The organism is Keratinibaculum paraultunense (assembly GCF_016767175.1).
GTDB lineage: Bacteria > Bacillota > Clostridia > Tissierellales > Tepidimicrobiaceae > Keratinibaculum > Keratinibaculum paraultunense.
The window spans coordinates 406,979-428,038 of record NZ_CP068564.1; the positions used below are offsets into that span (position 1 = coordinate 406,979).

The 21,060-nt window shown below is 29.8% G+C and carries 20 protein-coding genes; all 20 read left to right on the forward strand.

The genetic code is table 11. The features are described 5' to 3' along the window. Positions 1-10: 10 nt before the first annotated feature. The 20 genes from JL105_RS01870 to JL105_RS01965 all read left to right on the forward strand — a co-directional run bounded on the left by JL105_RS01870 (position 11) and on the right by JL105_RS01965 (position 21,059). Positions 11-802 (forward strand): electron transfer flavoprotein subunit beta/FixA family protein, encoded by a 792-nt coding sequence (locus tag JL105_RS01870; RefSeq protein ID WP_132025282.1) that lies wholly within the window; start codon positions 11-13, stop codon positions 800-802. Positions 803-824: 22 nt separating this feature from the next. After that, positions 825-2,039, forward strand: coding sequence for an electron transfer flavoprotein subunit alpha (locus JL105_RS01875; protein WP_132025280.1), 1,215 nt, complete (start codon positions 825-827; stop codon positions 2,037-2,039). A gap of 149 nt (positions 2,040-2,188) precedes the next feature. Further along, a complete protein-coding gene (locus JL105_RS01880; RefSeq protein ID WP_132025278.1) occupies positions 2,189-4,255 on the forward strand; it encodes a sigma-54 interaction domain-containing protein in 2,067 nt (688 codons plus the stop codon). A gap of 122 nt (positions 4,256-4,377) precedes the next feature. After that, positions 4,378-4,542, forward strand: coding sequence for a hypothetical protein (locus tag JL105_RS01885; protein WP_158279960.1), 165 nt, complete (start codon positions 4,378-4,380; stop codon positions 4,540-4,542). Between the two features lie 146 nt (positions 4,543-4,688). Next, complete coding sequence (gene iorA / locus JL105_RS01890) at positions 4,689-6,467, forward strand: indolepyruvate ferredoxin oxidoreductase subunit alpha (protein WP_132025276.1); 1,779 nt, start codon at positions 4,689-4,691, stop codon at positions 6,465-6,467. Position 6,468: 1 nt separating this feature from the next. Next, positions 6,469-7,044 carry an indolepyruvate oxidoreductase subunit beta gene (locus tag JL105_RS01895; protein ID WP_132025274.1) on the forward strand — a complete coding sequence of 192 codons (576 nt, stop codon included), beginning with the start codon at positions 6,469-6,471 and terminating at the stop codon, positions 7,042-7,044. Positions 7,045-7,090: 46 nt separating this feature from the next. Continuing rightward, positions 7,091-7,993, forward strand: coding sequence for a bifunctional enoyl-CoA hydratase/phosphate acetyltransferase (locus tag JL105_RS01900; protein WP_132025272.1), 903 nt, complete (start codon positions 7,091-7,093; stop codon positions 7,991-7,993). A gap of 74 nt (positions 7,994-8,067) precedes the next feature. Next, positions 8,068-9,168, forward strand: coding sequence for a histidinol-phosphate transaminase (gene hisC / locus JL105_RS01905; protein WP_132025270.1), 1,101 nt, complete (start codon positions 8,068-8,070; stop codon positions 9,166-9,168). 36 nt (positions 9,169-9,204) lie between these two features. Beyond that, positions 9,205-10,272 carry a butyrate kinase gene (gene buk / locus JL105_RS01910; protein ID WP_132025268.1) on the forward strand — a complete coding sequence of 356 codons (1,068 nt, stop codon included), beginning with the start codon at positions 9,205-9,207 and terminating at the stop codon, positions 10,270-10,272. Between the two features lie 129 nt (positions 10,273-10,401). Beyond that, complete coding sequence (locus JL105_RS01915; RefSeq protein WP_132025266.1) at positions 10,402-11,667, forward strand: Glu/Leu/Phe/Val family dehydrogenase; 1,266 nt, start codon at positions 10,402-10,404, stop codon at positions 11,665-11,667. Positions 11,668-12,168: 501 nt separating this feature from the next. Next, on the forward strand, positions 12,169-14,601 hold the full coding sequence (locus tag JL105_RS01920) for a helix-turn-helix domain-containing protein (protein WP_132025264.1): 2,433 nt from the start codon (positions 12,169-12,171) through the stop codon (positions 14,599-14,601). 220 nt (positions 14,602-14,821) lie between these two features. Further along, on the forward strand, positions 14,822-15,511 hold the full coding sequence (locus JL105_RS01925) for a prepilin peptidase (protein ID WP_202690564.1): 690 nt from the start codon (positions 14,822-14,824) through the stop codon (positions 15,509-15,511). Between the two features lie 29 nt (positions 15,512-15,540). After that, positions 15,541-15,702 (forward strand): Flp family type IVb pilin, encoded by a 162-nt coding sequence (locus JL105_RS01930; protein ID WP_202690565.1) that lies wholly within the window; start codon positions 15,541-15,543, stop codon positions 15,700-15,702. A gap of 105 nt (positions 15,703-15,807) precedes the next feature. Continuing rightward, positions 15,808-15,975 (forward strand): Flp family type IVb pilin, encoded by a 168-nt coding sequence (locus JL105_RS01935; RefSeq protein ID WP_132025262.1) that lies wholly within the window; start codon positions 15,808-15,810, stop codon positions 15,973-15,975. Between the two features lie 132 nt (positions 15,976-16,107). Continuing rightward, positions 16,108-16,620 carry a TadE/TadG family type IV pilus assembly protein gene (locus tag JL105_RS01940; protein WP_158279959.1) on the forward strand — a complete coding sequence of 171 codons (513 nt, stop codon included), beginning with the start codon at positions 16,108-16,110 and terminating at the stop codon, positions 16,618-16,620. Positions 16,621-16,663: 43 nt separating this feature from the next. Beyond that, positions 16,664-17,194 (forward strand): TadE/TadG family type IV pilus assembly protein, encoded by a 531-nt coding sequence (locus JL105_RS01945; protein WP_132025258.1) that lies wholly within the window; start codon positions 16,664-16,666, stop codon positions 17,192-17,194. A 22-nt stretch (positions 17,195-17,216) separates the two neighbouring features. Then, the gene (locus JL105_RS01950) at positions 17,217-17,675 is read left to right on the forward strand and encodes a TadE/TadG family type IV pilus assembly protein (RefSeq protein ID WP_132025256.1); all 459 of its coding nucleotides are present in this window, start codon (positions 17,217-17,219) and stop codon (positions 17,673-17,675) included. 57 nt (positions 17,676-17,732) lie between these two features. Further along, the gene (gene cpaB, locus JL105_RS01955; protein ID WP_132025254.1) at positions 17,733-18,500 is read left to right on the forward strand and encodes a Flp pilus assembly protein CpaB; all 768 of its coding nucleotides are present in this window, start codon (positions 17,733-17,735) and stop codon (positions 18,498-18,500) included. A 1-nt stretch (position 18,501) separates the two neighbouring features. Then, positions 18,502-19,689, forward strand: coding sequence for a P-loop NTPase (locus JL105_RS01960; protein WP_132025252.1), 1,188 nt, complete (start codon positions 18,502-18,504; stop codon positions 19,687-19,689). Positions 19,690-19,703: 14 nt separating this feature from the next. Continuing rightward, complete coding sequence (locus tag JL105_RS01965; RefSeq protein ID WP_132025250.1) at positions 19,704-21,059, forward strand: TadA family conjugal transfer-associated ATPase; 1,356 nt, start codon at positions 19,704-19,706, stop codon at positions 21,057-21,059. Position 21,060: the final 1 nt, after the last annotated feature.

Here is a 21,060-nt window from a genome sequence, read left to right on the forward strand (position 1 = left end):
AGGTATTTTGATGAACATTATAGTATGTATAAAACAAGTTCCTGATACTAATGAAGTAAAAATAGATCCAAAGACGGGAACTTTAATTCGAGAAGGAGTACCTAGTATTATAAACCCAGATGATAGAAATGCTTTAGAAGAAGCTTTAAGAATAAAAGATGAGTTAGAAGATGTAAAAGTTACAGTACTTAGTATGGGACCACCTCAAGCTAAATTGGCATTAGTTGAGGCTATAGCTATGGGAGCAGATGAAGGTATATTGCTAAGTGATAGAGCTTTTGCAGGTTCTGATACATTGGCTACATCTACAGCGTTGGCAGCGGCAATTAAATTTTTGGGAGATTTTGATTTGATTTGCTGTGGTAGGCAAGCTATAGATGGAGATACTGCACAAGTGGGTCCTCAAATAGCTGAGCATTTGGGAATATCACAAATTACTTATGTAAGTGAATTAAAATTAGAAGGCAAAAAAATAACGGCTAAAAGGGTTCTTGAAGATGGATACTTTGTTATGCAGGCAGAATTACCAGCTTTAATTACTGCAATAAAAGAATTAAATGGACCTAGGTACCCATCTATAAGAGGGATATATGAGGGATTTAAAGGTGATAAAATAAGGGTTTTAACAGCTAAAGATATAGGTGTGGATGAAAATATTGTAGGATTAAATGGTTCACCTACACAAGTAAGTAAATCCTTTACACCTCCTGAAAGAACGAGAGAATTAGAAATACTTGAAGGAAGTCCTGAAGAACAAGCAAAGAAATTGATTGCAAGATTAAAAGAAGAAAAATTAATATAGTGTTTAGAGAGGAGGAAATAGAATGGCAATAAAAGTTATACAAGAAAAATGTATAGGTTGTGGAATATGTGTCAAAACTTGTCCTTTTGATGCAATAGATATGATAGATAAAAAAGCGGTGATAACGGACAAATGTACTATTTGTGGAAATTGTTTAGATGTATGCCCTAAAGATGCAATAATAAGAGAAGAGGAAAAAGAGAAAATTAAAGGCATGAATATAGATGAATATGAAGGCGTTTGGGTTTTTGCTGAACAAAGAGATGGTAATTTATTAAATGTGGTTGTTGAATTACTTGGAGAAGGAAGAAAAATAGCTGACGAATTAGGAACAGAATTAACAGCTGTTCTTTTAGGTAAAGATGTAGACGATATAGCGGAAAGACTTATTAAATATGGTGCAGATAATGTATTATATGGGGATTCAGAATTTTTAAAGGTATACACTACTGATGGATATACTAAAGCCATATGTGATTTAATTGAAGATCGAAAGCCAGAAATAATGTTAATAGGTGCTACAAATATAGGGAGAGATTTAGGACCAAGAATTTCAGCAAGGCTTCGTACAGGTCTTACTGCTGATTGTACTAAATTAGAAGTAGATAAAGAAAATAGGAGACTACTTCAAACTCGTCCAGCTTTTGGTGGAAATCTTATGGCTACTATTATTTGCCCAAATCATAGACCTCAAATGTCCACAGTAAGACCAGGGGTAATGGAAAAAGCTGAGTATAATGAAGATAGAGTAGGAAATATTGAAAAATTTACTCCAGATTTAAAAGAAGAAGATATTAAGGCTAAAGTATTAGAAGCTATAAAGGAAGCAAAAGCACAAGTAAAACTTGAAGAAGCTGAAATCATAGTATCTGGAGGTAGAGGATTAGGTAGTCCTGAAGGATTTAAGCTAATTGAAGAATTAGCAGAAAAATTAGGAGGAGTGGTGGGAGCTAGTCGTGCTACAGTAGATGCTGGTTGGATAGATCAGTCTCATCAAGTAGGGCAGACTGGAAAAACTGTAAGACCTACCCTTTATATAGCTTGTGGAATTTCAGGAGCTATACAGCATTTGGCTGGCATGCAGGAATCTGAGGTTATTATTGCTATAAACAAGGATAAAGATGCACCTATATTTAAGGTAGCAGACTATGGTATAGTAGGAGATTTATATGAAGTGTTGCCAGAACTTATAAAAGGATTAGAAAACATAGACAGTATATTGGAAAATGTAAATTAATAAATAAAAGGTGCGAGGCTGTTAAATTAGTCTCGCATTTTTTTAGTTTGTAAAAAATATTATATAATTCATATATTTTTTACAATTTGAATATTTAAATATTTTATGATAAGTTTATTTATATAAAGAGGTAAGCGGGTGAAATTTTTATGAGAAAAACTTTAGCTATTGTAAGCTATAGCATAGAGTCAGTTAATTCATATTATACACAGATAAAAGCTTTATTTTCGGGAAATATATTAATGCAAAAAATTACTATGAATGATATTAAAAATATTAAAATTATAAATGCTGATGTAGTGCTAGTTCCTTCATATGATATGTTTGGAAAAATAAAAAAACATATTAGTAAAGAGACTGATATAATATTTGCCAATAGAACTATATCTAGATCTGGTTTAAAAAAGATAATGGGAATTGAGAAAGGTAGTGAAGTAATTTTAATCGATGAGAGTCCAGAAATGACAGAACAAATGATATCAGTAATATATCAGCTAGGGGCAAGACATATTAATATAGAATCCTATTGGACAATTAAGAAAGAAGATATTTATAAAAAACCTTTAATTATATTAGGTCAATCTGAATATTTACCATCCTATTCAAAGGAAATTATTAATATAGGGAATAGTTTACTTGATTTTAATACTATAATAGATATAGGCATTAAGTTTGATTTAATGCATATGTTAAATAGACAAGATATTTCTAAAAGTTATAATGTAGAAGTAGAGACGGCTAATTTTGGATTAGAAGAGATTTTTGGACTGCTCAATAGTCGTGAAAGTCAATTGGAAATATTACTTCATACTATTGATGCTGGGGTTATAGGCATAGACTCTGAAGGAGATATATTTTTGTGCAATCACGATGCAGAAAAAATTATAGGTCTTAAGGAAAATGATATAATTAATAAAAATGGATTAGAATTATTTTCTCGTATACCATTTAAGCATGCTCTTAAAAAATTAGAACCTATAGAAGAAAAATTGATAAAAATACATGGAGAACATGTGGTAGTATCTGTGAACCCTTTAGTTCATTCAAGTAAATTATATGGTGCTGTTGCTATAATGAGGAGATATGATGAGACAGAAAAAAAACAACATAAAATAAGAAAACAACTAATTGGAAAAGGACATGTAGCAAAATATTATTTTGATGATATAATGGGTAAAAGTGATGTTATTAACAAAAGTAAAGATATTGCCAAAAGAATGTCAAAATCTAATTCTTCAATATTAATTACTGGAGAAACAGGAACAGGTAAAGAATTGTTTGCTCAAGCAATTCATAATAGTTCTCCACGAAGAAATTATCCATTTGTAGCTGTTAACTGTGGTGCTTTCCCGGAAAGTTTATTAGAAAGTGAATTATTTGGTTATGAAGAAGGTGCTTTTACTGGGGCACGAAAAGGCGGTAAACCAGGACTTTTTGAATTAGCTCATAATGGAACTTTGTTTTTAGATGAAATTGCTGAAATGCCTATGAATCTTCAGGTTAAACTTCTTAGAGTACTTCAGGAAAAGGAAGTAATACGTCTAGGAGGAGATAGTTTAATAAATGTAGATTTTAGATTAATAGCAGCTACAAATAAGAATTTAAAAGAAATGGTTAATGAAGGAAAATTTAGAGAAGATTTATATTATCGGCTAAATGTTTTGCCTTTAAAAATACCTCCATTAAGAAATAGAAAAGAAGATATATTGTTTTTATTTGAAGAAACAAAAAAACAATTTAATGGTGACTTTATATTGACAGAAAAAGCGGAGGAACTGTTATTAATACATAATTGGGATGGCAATGTAAGAGAGTTAGTAAACTGTGTGGAATATCTTGTTAATTTAGGTTCAAAGATTATAGATGCAGAAGATTTGCCTTTTATTGAGTATGAAAATAGTATAAATAATAAAATGGATACTAAAATGCAAAAAAATATTGTAATAGAATTTTTAGAAACTGCTGGTGACGATCTAAAGAAATATATTTTTGTATTAGAAGAATTGAAAAAAGCTTATATTAGCAATAAAAGATTAGGAAGAAGAAGTATTCATGAAATAGCAAAAATAAACGGAATTTTTTTAAGTGAACAAGAGGTAAGAAGAATATTAATAGAATTAGAAGAATTAGAAATGGTAAAAATAAATAAAGGACGTGCAGGTACAGTAATAACTAGAGAAGGTTTAAATATATTAGGTCATATAACAATGGGTTAAATGGTATCGTAAGTTTGTACCATTTAACCCATTGTTACTTAAAGTATTATATTTAATTGTTATTAATTATTAAAATATTATAAAAAATGTTGATAAGAATTTAATGTATTACTGGTGCTTTAGTGATTTGTTGGATATGGGATAAAGAAGTTGCCAGAAATGAAATAACTAATAATGGTAAAATTGAATTTAAATTATTTAATATTTGGTATAATTTAACTAAATATTTTGTTCCAATATTATTAATATTTGTATTTTTAACTGCTACTGGAATTTTAAGAATATAATATGGCATGTAATTTGCATTAATATATTATTGTATATTATAAGCTTAAGTTAATATATTGTTGTATAATATATATAAGGTCACTATTATAATATTATAATTTTAAATTTATTACTAAAAACAAATTGATGAAAAGGAGGATATTACATGAGAAAGCTATTGACAGGGAATGAAGCCATAGCTCTTGGAGCTTATGAAGCTGGTATTCACTACGCTGCTGCATACCCAGGGACCCCAAGTACAGAGATATTAGAAAACTTAGCTAAATACAAAGAAGAAATAATTGCAGAATGGGCACCAAATGAAAAGGTTGCAGTAGAATCAGCTTTAGGTGCTTCTATATATGGAGCAAGATCTCTTGCTGCTATGAAGCATGTAGGCTTAAATGTGGCTGCAGATCCATTTTTTTCTTCAGGTTATACAGGAGTTAATGGAGGATTAGTACTTATTACTGCAGATGATCCTGGATTACATTCATCTCAAAATGAGCAAGATAATAGGTATTATGCAAAATTTGGTAAGGTTGCTATGGTAGAACCAAGTGATAGTCAAGAAGCTAAGAATATGGTAAAGATTGCTATGGAAATAAGTGAAAAATTTGATACTCCTGTTTTAATGAGATTGACCACTAGGGTATGTCATAGTAAATCTTTAGTAGAAGTAGGAGAAAGGGAAGAAGTTCCTATAAGACCATACAAGAAGAATTTAGGTAAATATTATTTAGCTCCAGCAGTTGCTAAACAATTGCATGTAAAAGTAGAAGAAAGACTAAAAAAATTAGAAGAGTTTTCTAATGAAACAGATTTAAACTATGTTGAATGGAATGATAAAAAAATAGGAATAATTTCATCTGGTATAGCTTTTCAATACGCTAAAGAAGTGTTTAAAGATAAAGCATCCTATTTAAAACTTGGTTTTACTAACCCTCTTCCAATGGATAAGATAAAAAAATTTGCTGAAGAAGTAGAAACATTATATGTAGTAGAAGAATTAGAACCTTTCATAGAAGAACAAGTTAAAGCTGCTGGTATAGATTGTATAGGGAAGGATAAGATCCCCAATGTTTGGGAATTAAATCCGGAAATTGTAGAAAAATCTTTACTTGGTAAGGAACGTGAAGTTATTGAGTATGATAAATCTATTGTAGTAAATAGACCACCTACTCTATGTGCAGGCTGTCCTCATAGAGCGTTTTTCTACGAATTAAGTAAAAGAAAAGATACTATAATAACTGGAGATATTGGATGCTATACATTAGGAGGTGCAGAGCCTTTAAATGCAATGGATACCACAATATGTATGGGCGCTAGTATTAGTGCCGGGCATGGTATGGAGAGATTAATAGATGGATACGATGATAATAAGAGAGTAGTAAGTGTTATTGGAGATTCTACTTTCTTCCATTCGGGGATGACTAGTTTACTAGATGTAGTATATAACAAAAGTAATACAATTACCTGTGTACTTGACAATAGAATAACAGCTATGACTGGTCATCAAGATCATCCAGGAACTGGTTATACTCTTCAAGGCGAACCTACTAAAATGGCAAACATTGCTGAAATTGCAAAAGCTTTAGGAATAGAACATGTAAAAACTGTAAATCCATTGGAATTAAAAGAACTTAAAGCAGCTTTTGACTGGGCTTATAGCCTTGATGAACCTTCAGTAATAATTTCAAGATGGCCTTGTGCCCTTAAGAGATTGTCTGAATACGATAAGAAAGAATTTGACTATAAACCAGGGAAATGCGAGGTAGATCAAGAAAAATGTATTGGATGTAAAATTTGTGTAAATACTGGATGTCCTGCAATATATTTTGATAAAGAAGCTAAAAAATCTAGCATTAATGCTGCACAATGTGTAGGGTGTGAGTTATGTATGCAAGTATGTCCTGTTAAAGCAATAAGCGAGGTGGGTGAATAAAATGGCAGAAACAAAGAGTATATTATTGGTAGGAGTAGGAGGGCAAGGAACAATTCTTGCTAGTAGAATTTTATCTGAAGGACTTGTTGAAGCAGGTTATGATGTTAAAATGTCTGAGATTCATGGTATGGCTCAAAGAGGAGGAAGTGTTTCTACACAAGTAAGATATGGAGATGAGGTTTTTTCACCTATTATTGGTAGAGGAGAAGCAGATGTATTAGTTTCTTTTGAGGCTATGGAAGCTTTGAGATGGTTAGAGTATTTAAAACCAGATGGAAAAGTTGTAGTAAATAATTATAAAATTCCTTCAGCTCCAATACTTATGGGAAAAGAAGAGTATCCAGAAGGGGTAATAGATATTATAAAAAATAAAGCTGATACTAGTATTATAAATGCAGCAGAAATTGCAGAAGAATTAGGAAATATGAAGGTTATGAATATAGTATTGCTTGGAGCGTTAGTTGAAGCAATGAATTTATCTGATATTGATTGGGAAAAAACGATAAAAAATAATATAAAAGAAAAATTTATTGACATAAACTTAGAAGCATTTGAAAGAGGGAAAAATGCTATATAATTATTAACTTAAATTATAATATAAAAGTTTTGTAAGGAGAGTGATTATGATAATCAATAATTTTGATCAATTAATAAAAAAAGTTAGTAAATTTGAAAAAAAAAGAAAAGTAGCAGTAGCAGTTGCAGAAGATGCTCATACTTTAGAAGCAGTATTTAAAGCCAAAGAGGAAGGAATTGTAGATCCTATACTTATTGGGAATAAAAGAAAAATAGATGAGATTTTAAATAATACAAACTATTCTTTTGATGATAATCTTATTATAGATGCTAAAGATGAAAAAGCTGCTGCTTATAAATCTGTTGAATTAGTAAATATAGGCGAAGTTGATTTTATAATGAAAGGGAAAATTCAAACTGCTGATCTTTTAAAAGCTGTTGTTGATAAAGAAAAAGGAATTAGAACAGACAAACTTATGTCGCATTTTGCAATTTTAGAAGTTCCCACTTATCATAAATTATTGGTTATTACTGATGGCGGTATGGTAATGTATCCTGATCTTGAAGAAAAAAGGAAGATAATAGAAAATGCAGTAGATGTTATGCTATCCCTTGGTTACAAAGAACCTAAAGTTGGAGTTTTAGCAGCAGTGGAGAATGTTAATCCAAAAATGCCAGAAACAGTAGATGCAGCAGAATTAAAGAAGATGAATCAAAAAGGAGAGATAAAAAATTGCATTATAGAAGGTCCAATATCCTATGATTTATCTGTAAACAAAGAATCTGCAGAGATAAAGGGTTTTAACAGTCCAGTTGCTGGGGATGTGGATATATTATTGGCTTCTAATATAACTGTAGGTAATGTTTTGGCAAAGTCTCTTATATATTCAGGTAATTCTAAAATGGCAGGATTTATTGTTGGTGCTAAAGCTCCAATTGTATTAACATCAAGAGGTTCTTCAACAGAAGAAAAGTATTTATCTCTAGTTTTATCTGCAGCTTCAGTTTAAAATTTGTAATGGTATGTTTTATATTAAGTTATTACTTTGAATTGATATATTAAAATATAAAGGAGAATGATAATATGTCAAAAAGTTTATTTAGAAAAGAATTATCAAAATTACAACCTTATGTACCTGGTAAGCCTATAGAGGAGGTACAAAAGGAATACGGTTTAACTGATGTTGTAAAACTAGCATCTAATGAAAATCAATTAGGACCATCTCCAAAGGCAGTTGAAGCTGTAAAAAATGAGTTAAAAAATTTAAATATTTATCCAGATGCTGGTGCTATGGAATTAAGACATGCATTAGCTGAAAAATATGGATTAGAGTATGAAAATATAGTTGTGGGAAATGGTGGAGAACAAGTACTACAGATAATTGCTCAAACTTTTATAAATACTGGCGATGAAGCGATTATGGCTGATACTACTTTTGGTATATACTCTAATAGTGTAACTCATATGGGGGGAATACCAGTAGAAATTCCTCTTACAAAAGATTACAAACATGATTTTAAAGCTTTTGTTGAGAATGTAAACGATAAAACTAAATTAATATATGTATGTAATCCAAATAATCCTATACCAAATATAATGGCAAAAGAAGAGATTAATTATCTAGTTGACAATGTACCAGAAGATGTGGTTATTGTATTTGATGAAGCATATTATGATTTTGCTAGGGTTAATCCAGATTACCCTGAAACTTTAGAAATATTGAATAAAAGACCAAATACTATTATTTTAAGAACTTTCTCTAAAGTGAGTGGTTTAGCAGCTGTACGTGTAGGATTTGCCCTTACATCAAAAGAGATTGCTACAGAAATGAGTAAAGTTAAAGGTGTATTTAATGTGAATAGACTTGCTCAAGTTGCAGCCCTTGCTGCATTAGAAGATCAAGAGCATATTGACAAGACAGTTGAATTAAATTATAAATCTTTGAAAATAATGGAGGAAGCTTTTGACGACTTAGGACTTGAGTATGTAAAATCTAATGCTAATTTTACATGGGTTAATATTGGAATTAGTTCAAAAGATGTTTTTGAAGAACTTTTAAAACGAGGAGTAATAATAAGACCAGGACATTTATGGGGATGGGATAATTGGTTAAGAGTTAGTACTGGTACAGTAGAACAGACTGAAAAATTTATAACTGAACTTAAAAATATATTAAATAAATAAATTTAGTACTATAAGATATATGAAAGGAGTCAGATAATGAGCTATAAAATACTGGCTATTAACCCTGGTTCAACTTCTACAAAGATAGCTTTATATGAAGATGAAAAAGAAGTTTTTACTGAAACTATAGAGCATCCTGTTGAAGTTATTGAAAAATTTGAAAATGTTCAAGATCAATACGAAATGAGAAAAGACTTAGTGATGTCTTTTTTAAAAGAAAAAGGTGTTAATATCAATGAATTATCTGCTGTAGTGGGAAGGGGGGGCATGCTCCCCCGAGTAAAATCAGGTGCCTATGTAGTTAATGAAACAATGCTTGATACCCTTAAAAACAAACCAGCTATGGAACATGCTTCAAATTTAGGAGCACCTATTGCATATGCAATAGCACAAGCTGCTGGAGTTAAAGCATATATATATGATTCGGTAAGAACAGATGAATTGCATGATATAGCAAGAATTTCTGGTATACCAGAAATAGAAAGGACAAGTACTTCTCATGTATTAAATACTAGAGCTATGGCTATAAAAGCAGCTAAAAAATACGGGAAGAAATATCAAGACATGAATTTTGTTGTTGCCCACTTGGGGGGAGGAATATCTTTAAATGTTCATGAAAAGGGACAAATAGTAGATATTATTTCTGATGACGAAGGTCCTTTTTCCCCTGAGAGAGCAGGTAGATTACCTTGTACAGCCCTAATTGAATTGTGCTATTCTGGAAAATATGATAAAAAAACTATGCTAAAAAGAATAAGGGGAAATGGTGGATTAAAAGCTTATCTAGGTACAGTAGATGCTCGGGAAGTTGAAAAGATGATTGAATCTGGGGATGAAAAAGCAAAACTTATATATGAAGCAATGGCTTATCAAATTGCTAAAGGTATAGGAGAGCTTGCAACAGTTCTAGAAGGGAAAGTAGATTTAATTATTTTAACAGGAGGAATTGCTTATTCTAAATTAATTACTTCATGGGTTAAGAAACGTGTTGAATATATTGCACCAGTAGAAATAATGCCGGGAGAGAATGAAATGGAATCTTTAGCATATGGAATATTGAGAGTATTAAAAGGGGAAGAAAAAGCTAGAGAATATATCGAATAATATAATATTTCTTGTACTTGAACTTATACTAGTGCAATGATAAAATTAATGTGATAATTAAAATATTCACAAATATAAGTAATTGCTTTAAAAAGGTTTTCATTAACAAATCAAGGGAGGTAATATTTAATGTCAAAAGAAAATTTAAATCCATTGGAGAGTGCTCAAAGGCAAGTAAAAGCTGCTTGTGATGCTTTAAAACTAGAACCAGCAGTGTATGAAATATTAAAAGAGCCTCTAAGAACGATTGAAATATCTATTCCAGTTAGAATGGATGATGGTACTACAAAGGTATTTAAAGGATACAGGGCTGTACACAATGATGCTATAGGACCTGGTAAAGGTGGAGTTAGATTTCATCCAGGAGTAAATATCAATGAAGTAAAAGCTTTGTCAGTGTGGATGACATTTAAATGTGGAGTTATGGGCGTACCTTATGGAGGAGGAAAAGGTGGCGTAATTGTAGATCCTTTAAGCTTATCTCAAGGAGAGTTGGAAAGATTGTCCAGAGGTTACATACAAGGACTATATAAATATTTAGGTGAGAAAATAGATATACCTGCACCTGATGTAGGAACAAATGGGCAGGTAATGGCTTGGATGGTAGATGAATACAATAAATTAACTGGACAATCCTCTCTTGGAGTTGTAACTGGAAAGCCGGTAGCATGGGGCGGATCTGAAGGGAGAAATGAAGCTACAGGGTTTGGAGTATCTGTTATAGCTAGAGAGGCAGCTAAAAGATTAGGTATAGATATAAAAGGTGCTAAAGTTGCAGTTCAAGGTTTTGGAAATGTTGGTTCATATACTGTTAAAAATGTTCAAAAACAAGGAGCAAAGATAGTAGCTGTAGGTGAATGGGCACCATCAGTAGGAACTTATGCATTATACAATGAAGAAGGCTTAGATTTTGAAGATATGAAAGCTTATATGGATGAACATAAAAATTTAGTAGATTATCCAAAAGCTAAACAGATTTCTCTTGATGAATTTTGGGAATTAGAAGTAGATATACTTATACCAGCTGCTTTAGAAAATGCAATTACAGTTGAAGTTGCAGAAAAAATAAATGCCAAATTAATATGTGAAGCAGCTAATGGTCCAACAACTCCTGATGCAGATGAAATACTTAAAAAAAGAGGTATTCCTGTTACTCCAGATATACTAACAAATGCAGGTGGTGTTACAGTATCTTATTTTGAATGGGTACAAAATTTATATGGATATTATTGGAGTGAAAAAGAAGTAGAAGAAAAACAAGAAGTAGAAATGGTTAAAGCATTTAATGATATATGGGCATTAAAAGAGAAATACGATGTTACAATAAGAGAAGCAGCTTATATGTTGTCAGTTAAAAAAGTTGCTGATGTGATGAAATTAAGAGGTTGGTACTAATTTAATATATAATGGGATAATGAGGACGGTTTTTACCGTCCTATTTTTTTGCTTAATTTCTATATCCTTTATTACTTTTGTTTTTCAGCTTTACATTAAAAAAAGATGACAATAAAGGCGAAAAATATCAAAAAAAGGTATTTTTTATATAAAAATAGAATTAATAGAGACAATAAAAAGGAATATATTAGGCAATTAAATGGTAGCAAAAAAATGGACAAATTTAGTAAAATAATGAGTAGTAAGACGTATGGTAAAAAAATGAAAAGTAAAACTATAGGAATAATAATTATAAAATTCTTATAAATTTGTTAAGTTTAAATATTCTCCCACTAATTTTACTTGAAGACAAATTAGTGGGAGAATATTTAAATAGAAAAGTCAGATTATTTAAAACTTTAATGCATATATTCGACATACTAATTAGGAAACTTTATATTAAAATGGTAAGTTATAAAATTAATTTATAAACTTATTATAAGGGGAGAGGATGATACAGAAATGGCTACAGAATCATTAGAGGTGAAGGGGATTAAAGATTTAATTAAGTTTAGAAAAATTCATGATATTGTTATGACAGAAAAAAGTTTGCCTTATAGGATTTTTTTAGCTCAAATTGAAGGGAAACAATTTTTAGCTTATGAAGCTTTGGAGTTAGTATATGTAATTAAAGGAACGGTAAAAATTCAAACTAGAGAAGGGATTAAAAAATTAACGAAAGGAGATTTTTACATAATTGACAGCAGTAAAGCCTATAGTATACTTTCTGGAAATGAAGATACTATAATTATATTTTTACAAATAGAACCAGATTATTTAGAAGAAAAATTTGGTATATCAAAGAATACTACTTTTTTAGGAAATTTAGACAACATGGAAATTAATGAAAATATCATATATTCACTTGGACTTTTATATATAGAAAGTTTAGATGTTGAAAGTGGATATTATTGTTGCATTAATAGATTAACAGATTTAATTAATGATATTGAACCATATATGGTTGAAAGTACATGTGGTGAATATGAAAATAAAAAAGAAACCATTGAATCTATAATTTTTGATATTGTTGAAAAATATGCTCATAATGTTAATGAAAACATTACCTTAGAGAGAATGGCTCAAGAATATAATGTTAGTTATTCTTATTTGTCAAGAATGTTTAAAGAAATTACAGGCATGAATTTTACTAGATTTTTTTTAAATCAGAAATTATATAAAGCAATAGATTTATTATTAAATACAGAAAAAACAATTACAGAAATAGCTATTTGTAGCGGATTTTCTGATATAAAATCATTAAATAGAGAATTCAATAGGACATTTGGTATGCCACCTACTAGTTTTAGACGACAATATGAGTATATTAATAAAAATATAGAAAATTATATACAAAATATACTTTATTGGGATGAATCAGTACAAGAGTTTATTGAAATAATAAAAAAAGAAAAACGAAATAGGTATGTAAAAAAGGATGTAGAAATCAAAAATTATATCGTAGATATGTATTCTAATATAGGAATAAATCAAAGAACATGGGGAAATGTTATTGATTTAAATTGTATAACAGGTAATGATATTGAAAAATTAGACAATATTTTAAGGAAATTTAAACCCAAAAGTGTGGTTATTAAATTTAAGTTTGTGAATGATAATTTTTTATTAGTTACTTGTGATGGGGAATTAAGGAAATTATCAAAATTAGAATTTAATCAATTAATAAAAATATTAAATGATAATTATGTAAACCCTATTATTCAGATAGATTTTATGTCTCAAAATATGGGGAAATTTCTTAATGATGAATATGCTTTTCATCAAGAATGCTACTTTTCAATGATGAAAATGTTAGATATTATATCTGCAATTGTAGGTGTATCCTTATTATCAAAATGGAAATTTGAATTGTATATTCCTAATATAAATAGATTAATTTTAAATGATAATTTTTCAAAATTAATATTTAGTCATATAGATAATTTCATAAATATACTAGAAGATAAATTTGGACAAGCTTCATATAATTGGGGCCTATACATAGGAGAGATAAATATTTGTCATGAACATGAAGAAGAATTAGAGTTTTTAAAGAAACTCAGAAAAATATCAAATCAACCTCAATTTTATGATATAGAGTTAGTTTATGATGATTATATTATTGAAAAAAAGGGTTTACATTATTTAGGAGAAAAATTAAATTGCGTAGTGAAAGAGATTAATTCATATTTACAATATGATAAAAATATTAATGAGCAAAATATACTTGCTTCATTTAATCACATAGTTAGTGACAGTAAGTTTTTAGAAGAACATAGGAATTTTTATTATATTTTATTTTTAAACTTAGTGTTGCCTACTATGAAACAAAAAGATTTATATATATATTCTTATAATTTAATTGATGAGGAAGAAAAAACAAAAAGAACTCAAAGTATATTTTGTGAAGAATTTGGTATAAAACTGCCTTTTTATTATATTTTAGAATTTATTGGAGAATTGGGAGAAGACATATTGTGGATGGGAGACGGCTGTTTTGCTACTAAAAATGGCAGTGATATAGTAATACTTTTATATAGTAATTTCAATGAGTATAACAAATATGTTGATAATATATTTACTAGTACTAAAAATGGGAAAATAGGAATAGAAAAAAAGATGGTATTAGATATAAGAGGATTAAAAGGCAAATATAAGATTACAGAATATAGACTGGATCATAAAAATAGTATGTTTTATAAGGAATTTTTAGATAAAACAGGTTTAAATAGTTTAACAGAAGAAGAAAGAATATATATACAAAGTAAAGCTATACCAGAAATGAAAGTTAGCTCTTCTAATGGGAAAGACCGTTTGATTTATCAAACTAAATTAAAATTTTTAGATGTAGGGCTAATAAGATTACAGCAAATATGCACTAAATGTAAAAAATAGAAATTAAAAAAATTATGAATGAACAGTACAAAAGTAAACATTAATCGACAGCAATAAAGAATTAAAATATCAAAAAAAGGTAAATTTATGAAGAAACTAAAATAATTAAAACAAAAAAAGTAAATATAAAAGACAATAAACTGGTAGTAAAGATATGTATAAGTTTAGTAATATTCATATGGACATATGTAAGTATAAAAATGAATGGAATGATTAAATTATGATAAAAAAATTTGTAATACTTATATTAACTATATTGGGATTTATAGTAGGATACAATATGTCAAAAGTAATAAATAAGATGATTTTATGGAAAGAAAAAAAGAAAAATAAAACCTATACCATAAGTCGTCCAGAATATCCTAAAGACAAATGGATAAACGGGTTGGTAATTTCATTAGGCATATTTTTAGCATTTTATTATTTGGAAATATACGAAGCAGTATTAGCATCTATAATATGTATATCAGCAGTATTTGGTGTAAGAATTGATGAAAGGATTAGGATAATCCCCAATGAACTAGTATTGTTTATAATGATACTTGGAATTGTACATCAATTATTAACTAATGGAATAAGAGGATTGGGAAGTGGATTTTTAGCATTGATTATCACAGGGGCAATATTTTTCCTATCAGCTTTTGTAACAAGATTCTTTTCAGGTTCTATTGGTGTAGGAGCAGGAGACATAAAGTTGGCTATGGCATTATCCATAATTATGGGATTGGAAAACATGTCTATATTTCTAATAGGAATAGTACTATTTTTAGTAGTGTATTTATTAATTGGATTTTTTACCAAAACCATAGCTATTGGAAGTTCATTTCCAATGTGTATTCAAATCATGGGAGGTAGCATAATAGCAGTATATAAGCCTATTATCATGGAAATAATAAGATTTTTTAACTAAATATTAGCATAGGAAAGAGGGTGTTTTAAGTGATATTCAATATATTTTTCAAAGAAGAAAGTGGACAAGGTATGGTAGAGTATGGATTGATATTAGCTTTAACTGCATTAATAGTTGTGGGAGCTTTGAGGTCTTTAGGGCAAAATATAGTAAAACCTATGTATGACATGGTAAAAGATGTATTTCCTTAAAAACAAAAGTAGTATTTAAAGTTCAATATTAATTTGCCAAGTGTATACACTTGGAAATAAGTGTATTTTAAATATAAATAATTTCAAATGAAAGGAGGTTGTCAAATGTTAAACTGGTTAATGAATGAAGAAAGTGGGCAGGGAATGGTAGAATATGGCTTGATATTAGCACTCATAGCTATTGTAGCTGCTCTTGCTTTAAGTCCTTTAGGGACAAAAATAGCAGATGTATTTAAAAATGTAGAAGGAAAATTAGGAGAAATTACAGATTAAGTAGCAAAATAAACATTGCAAAAAAGGAAAATAGATAATAATAACACCATAAATGCTAAGAAGCCAAAAAGCCAAAGTAAAAAGGGGATAAAATTTTATCCCCTTTAAAACACTCTTAAGGAGAAGATGTGTATGAAAAGGTTAATTAAACATGAGAAAGGTACTAGCCTTGTTGAATTTGCCTTAGTTCTTCCAATTATGCTTATAATGCTTGGACTGATTTGTGATATGGGCAGAGCGGTTCATGCTAAGATAAATTTACAGCATTTAACAGGGGAGATTCAAAGGGCTGTTATATTATATGAAGAAGCAGGAGCAACTGATGGAATAAAAAGATACTCTAATTATAAAAATGCTGATCAAATAATAAGAAAAGTGATAGAGGAAAATACTAATTTAGATAAGAGCAAATTAAGATATACTATTTCAAGAAGTGAATCTATAAGAAGGGTTTATACTGGACATTATTATAATTATAATACAGGAAGATTTGATACTACTCCGAACTGGAATGATCTTTGCTATGTAACTGTATCTTTAGAATATGAATTGCCTTATATTATGTTTATAACTAAGACTATATTAGGGGATAGTATGATTCTTTCCGAAGCATATAAGGGAATGATGTATTTAGGAGGAGGATAAAACCTTGTTTTTCAAAGACAAACATTAGGTGGTGAGAGAATAAGTGTTTAAATTTATAAGAAGCGAAAAAGGTCAAGTTATGGTAGAGTTTGCTATCGTTATACCTATTTTTTTATTGCTATTATTTTTTCTTATAGATTTAGGTTGGATAATATATCAAAAGGTTACATTTGATTATACTTGTAGAAAAATGGCTTGGGATTTAAATCTTAGTTCAGATGAAGATTGGGTTATGTATACTAGACAGCCAATATATTATAGCGGATATAAAGCCAATAGACTACTTAAAACTGAATTTGACAAGAACATTAAAGGAACTCATATTGATAAGAATAAGGTGTCCATAACAGACGGTATGATAGCTATATACCCAGGGAGAAAATTATACAAACATAGAGGAGGAGCTACTACTTCTGGAAATGTAGATTTTAAGACTACCACTTTAGAAATTCAAGGCAAAATAAAATACAAAATAGAACCTCTTACTCCAGTTGCAAAGCCTTTCTTAAGGGATAGCATAACATTAAATAGCAATTTATATAAAGCAAGAAGAGGTAAGATGCAGACAAATTAATCATCTTAAAGAGGTGAAGAAAATGTTTAAAAAATTTAAGAAAAATGAAAAAGGTAATATAACAATATTATTTGCTCTTACTATAATGTTGTTAATGGTTTTATTAGGATTATCTATAGATGTAGCTCTTGCATTTAATAAAAGGGACAAACTAATAGAAGTAGGAAACTTAATTAGAGATGCAAGGTTTGATTTAAGTGAAGAATTGTGGCATGCATACTATCCTGAATCTGTGTTAAGAGAAATTGCTAGAGATATAGCAGTAAAAAATAATTTAAGTCCTAATCAAGTAGACGTAAAATGGAAAGAAACGACTTATAGTACATCACAGAGGGTAGCCCAAATTGATATTATTATGACAGATGTATATGAATGTACTATCCTAAAATTATTTGGGGTTAATGAGTTACCTATAAAGGTTATAATTCCTGGGAGTCAAGATAAAAAAGCTAATGTGGTTTGGCGTCCTGGTATGTGGTAATTATTCATAATTAAAACTAAAATTATAACTATAATATTAAAAAGGTAGGGAAGATTATTGAAAAAAACTAGATTAATAGCCATGATTATTGCAGCTTTAGTTTTTATGTTTATGATGATTAATCCAATGGAAAACAAAAAAGATAAGATACCAGAAGAAGACTTAAGGGAAGTAGTAGTAGCTAAAGTTGATATAGATGCTCAGACAAAATTGTCAAATGACATGATAGAAATAAAAAAGGTTCATAAAGAATTAATACCAGAAAATGCAATAACAACTGTAGAAAGTGTAGTTGGAAAGGCAACTATGGTACCTATGTTTGCAGGAGATATATTTATACCTAATAAAATAAAAGAAATAGGAAGTGCTGAAGCAGGTTTAGCTATGGTAATACCAGAGGGCATGCGTGCTATTACCATATATGTGGAACAAGATACTGGTGTAGCTGGTCTTATTAAGGTAGGTAATAGAGTAGACATAATATCTGTATTAGGAGACGAAATAGAAGAAAATGAAGACGGAAATAATAAAAACAATAGAGATACTAGTAAAGAAGAAAGGGCTATTTTATTATTACAAAACAAAGAGGTATTAGCTATTGATAAATCAATAAGTACTGTTTCTAATGAAAACAAAGATGATACTTCTATTTATTTAACTATCACGTTAGCCGTTACTCCAGAGGAAGCTTTAAAATTATCTTTGTCTCAGGTTATTGGGAGAAGCAATAGAGCAGTTTTGAGAAACCAAGAGGATTTAAAATTGCTAGAGATACCAGATGTGATGCCAAGAGATTTAATACATGAAGGAATAATAGGAGGTTAAAATGGAAGTTAGAGTTTTAATATTTGCTGATGAAGCAACTAGTCAAAAATTATATACAATGCTTAAAGATGATGATATACGAATAGTATATAGATTGTATGATGAAAATGAAGTTCTGGATCAAATTAGCAAAACAAGACCAGATATAGTGCTCGTTTCGTCTAATAATACTAATTTATTGTTAAGGGTATGTCAACAGATTTATTTATTAAGACCTAGGTCTACACCTGTTGCTATTATAGATGATTATAATCAGGAAATTATAGGTAAGATTATTCAAACAGGAGTTAACTATATACTACCTCTTCAAATAGATAATTATACTTTAGTAGCTCAATTGAAGGGAATATATACCAATGAATCTACTAGGCTTATGGCTTTAGAGAGTACTTCTATTACAAATTGGAAATCAAAAGTTATTACAGTATTTAGTTCAAAAGGGGGAGTGGGTTGTACTACTGTGGCTACAAATTTAGCTATAAAATTAGCTCAAAAGAAAAGAAAAGTAGCCATATTAGATTTTGATGTAGAATTTGGAGAAGTAGCATTTATCATGCGTGTTGATACAAAAAATACTATAGCTGAACTTTTACAAGAACAGCCAAGTCCCAATGCAGATGCCATTAGAAAGTATATGGTGGTGCATTCATCTGGTGTAAACATATTAGCTGCACCTTCTAGTCCTGAATATGCAGAACATATATCAGCATCACAGACGGAGAAAATAATTTCTGCTATTAGAACTCATTATGATTATGTGATTGTTGATACAAGTGTAGGGTTTAATGGTATAAATTTATCTTGTTTTGATGCATCATCTATGATTTTATATGTAACTGGTATGGATTTAGCAACTCTTAGGAGAACTAAGATGGGATTATCTATACTTAATTCTTTGGTTGGAAATGAAAAAATTCACCTTTTAGTAGGAAAAGAAGAACCTAGTAGGGTAAAGATACGAGATGTATCTAGGGCGTTAGAGTTTCCTTTATGGAAAAGTATTCCCTTTGATCAAAAATTAGCTTTAGAAGCAATAAATCAAGGAAGACCAATGGTATTAGAATCTCCATTATCTAAAGTTTCTAGAGTTTATCAAGATATGGCAAATGAAATAGATGAATCTGATACTCCAAAAGAAGAAAAAGAAAAAGCTGTTGGTTTTAACCTTTTTTCAAGAAAAAAAGTATAAAAGGGTGATGAAAAATGAAATTATCTGAACGATTAGAAAAAGCTAAAAAACCGGAAACTAAAGGAATAGAGATGCCAAATCTAATGACATTTAATCCAAATGTAGAAAAAACTGATAAATATGATAATATAAAAAAAATAGTTCATAGGAAAGTAATAGACGAATATAACAAAGAAATTCAAGAAAACGATGGGAATGAGGATAATGTAGATTTAAGGCAAATTATAAATGATATATTAATTGAAACAGGAGAGCCACTGCCTAAAATTAAAAGAGATAAATTAGTACAAGAAATATATGATGACATTGTTGGTTTAGGACCTTTAGAGCCTCTTTTAAGGGATAATGATATTACTGAAATTATGGTAAATGGTCCTAGAGATGTATATGTGGAACGAAATGGTAAAATTGAAAAAACAGGAGTATTTTTTAGGGATAACAATCATATATTACAAATTATAAATCGAATAGTATCTCCTATAGGTAGACGTTGTGATGAAGCTAATCCTATGGTAGATGCACGTCTTAAAGATGGTTCTCGTGTTAATGCTATAATACCACCTCTATCTCTTACGGGACCAACTATTACCATACGTAAGTTTAATGCTACTCCTTATCAAATAAGTGACCTAATTGAATTTAATTCATTATCATTTGATATGGCTGCTTTTTTAGAAGCTTGTGTAAAGGGAAGGTGTAATATTATAGTATCGGGAGGTACAGGTAGTGGGAAAACTACACTTTTAAATGTACTTTCAAGTTATATTCCTGATAATGAAAGAATAATAACCATTGAGGATTCAGCAGAGTTAAAGCTTATGCAAAGTCATGTGGTTACTCTAGAAGCTAGACCTGCAAATGCAGAAGGAGAAGGTCAAATAACTATTCGTGATTTAGTAAGGAACTCCCTTCGTATGAGACCAGACAGGATTATTGTTGGGGAAGTTAGATCTGGAGAGGCTTTGGATATGCTTCAAGCTATGAATACAGGACATGATGGTTCTTTAACTACTGCTCATGCTAATTCAGCTAGAGATTTGATAGCTCGTTTAGAAACTATGGTTATGATGGCAGGTATGGAATTACCTGTAAAAGCTATTCGACAACAGATAGCTTCTGCTATAGATATTATAGTTCATCAATCTAGGTTTAGAGATGGGTCAAGAAAAATTGTATCCATATCTGAAGTAACAGGTATGGAAGGAGATGTTGTTACTATTCAAGATATATTTGTGTATAAGCAAGAAGGTTATGATGGTACAGGTAAAATTAGAGGGAAATTTGTACCAACTGGAATTAGACCTTATGTAGCAGATAAATTAAGAGATAATGGTATTGTAGTAAAAGATGAATGGTTTTCAAAAAGATAGG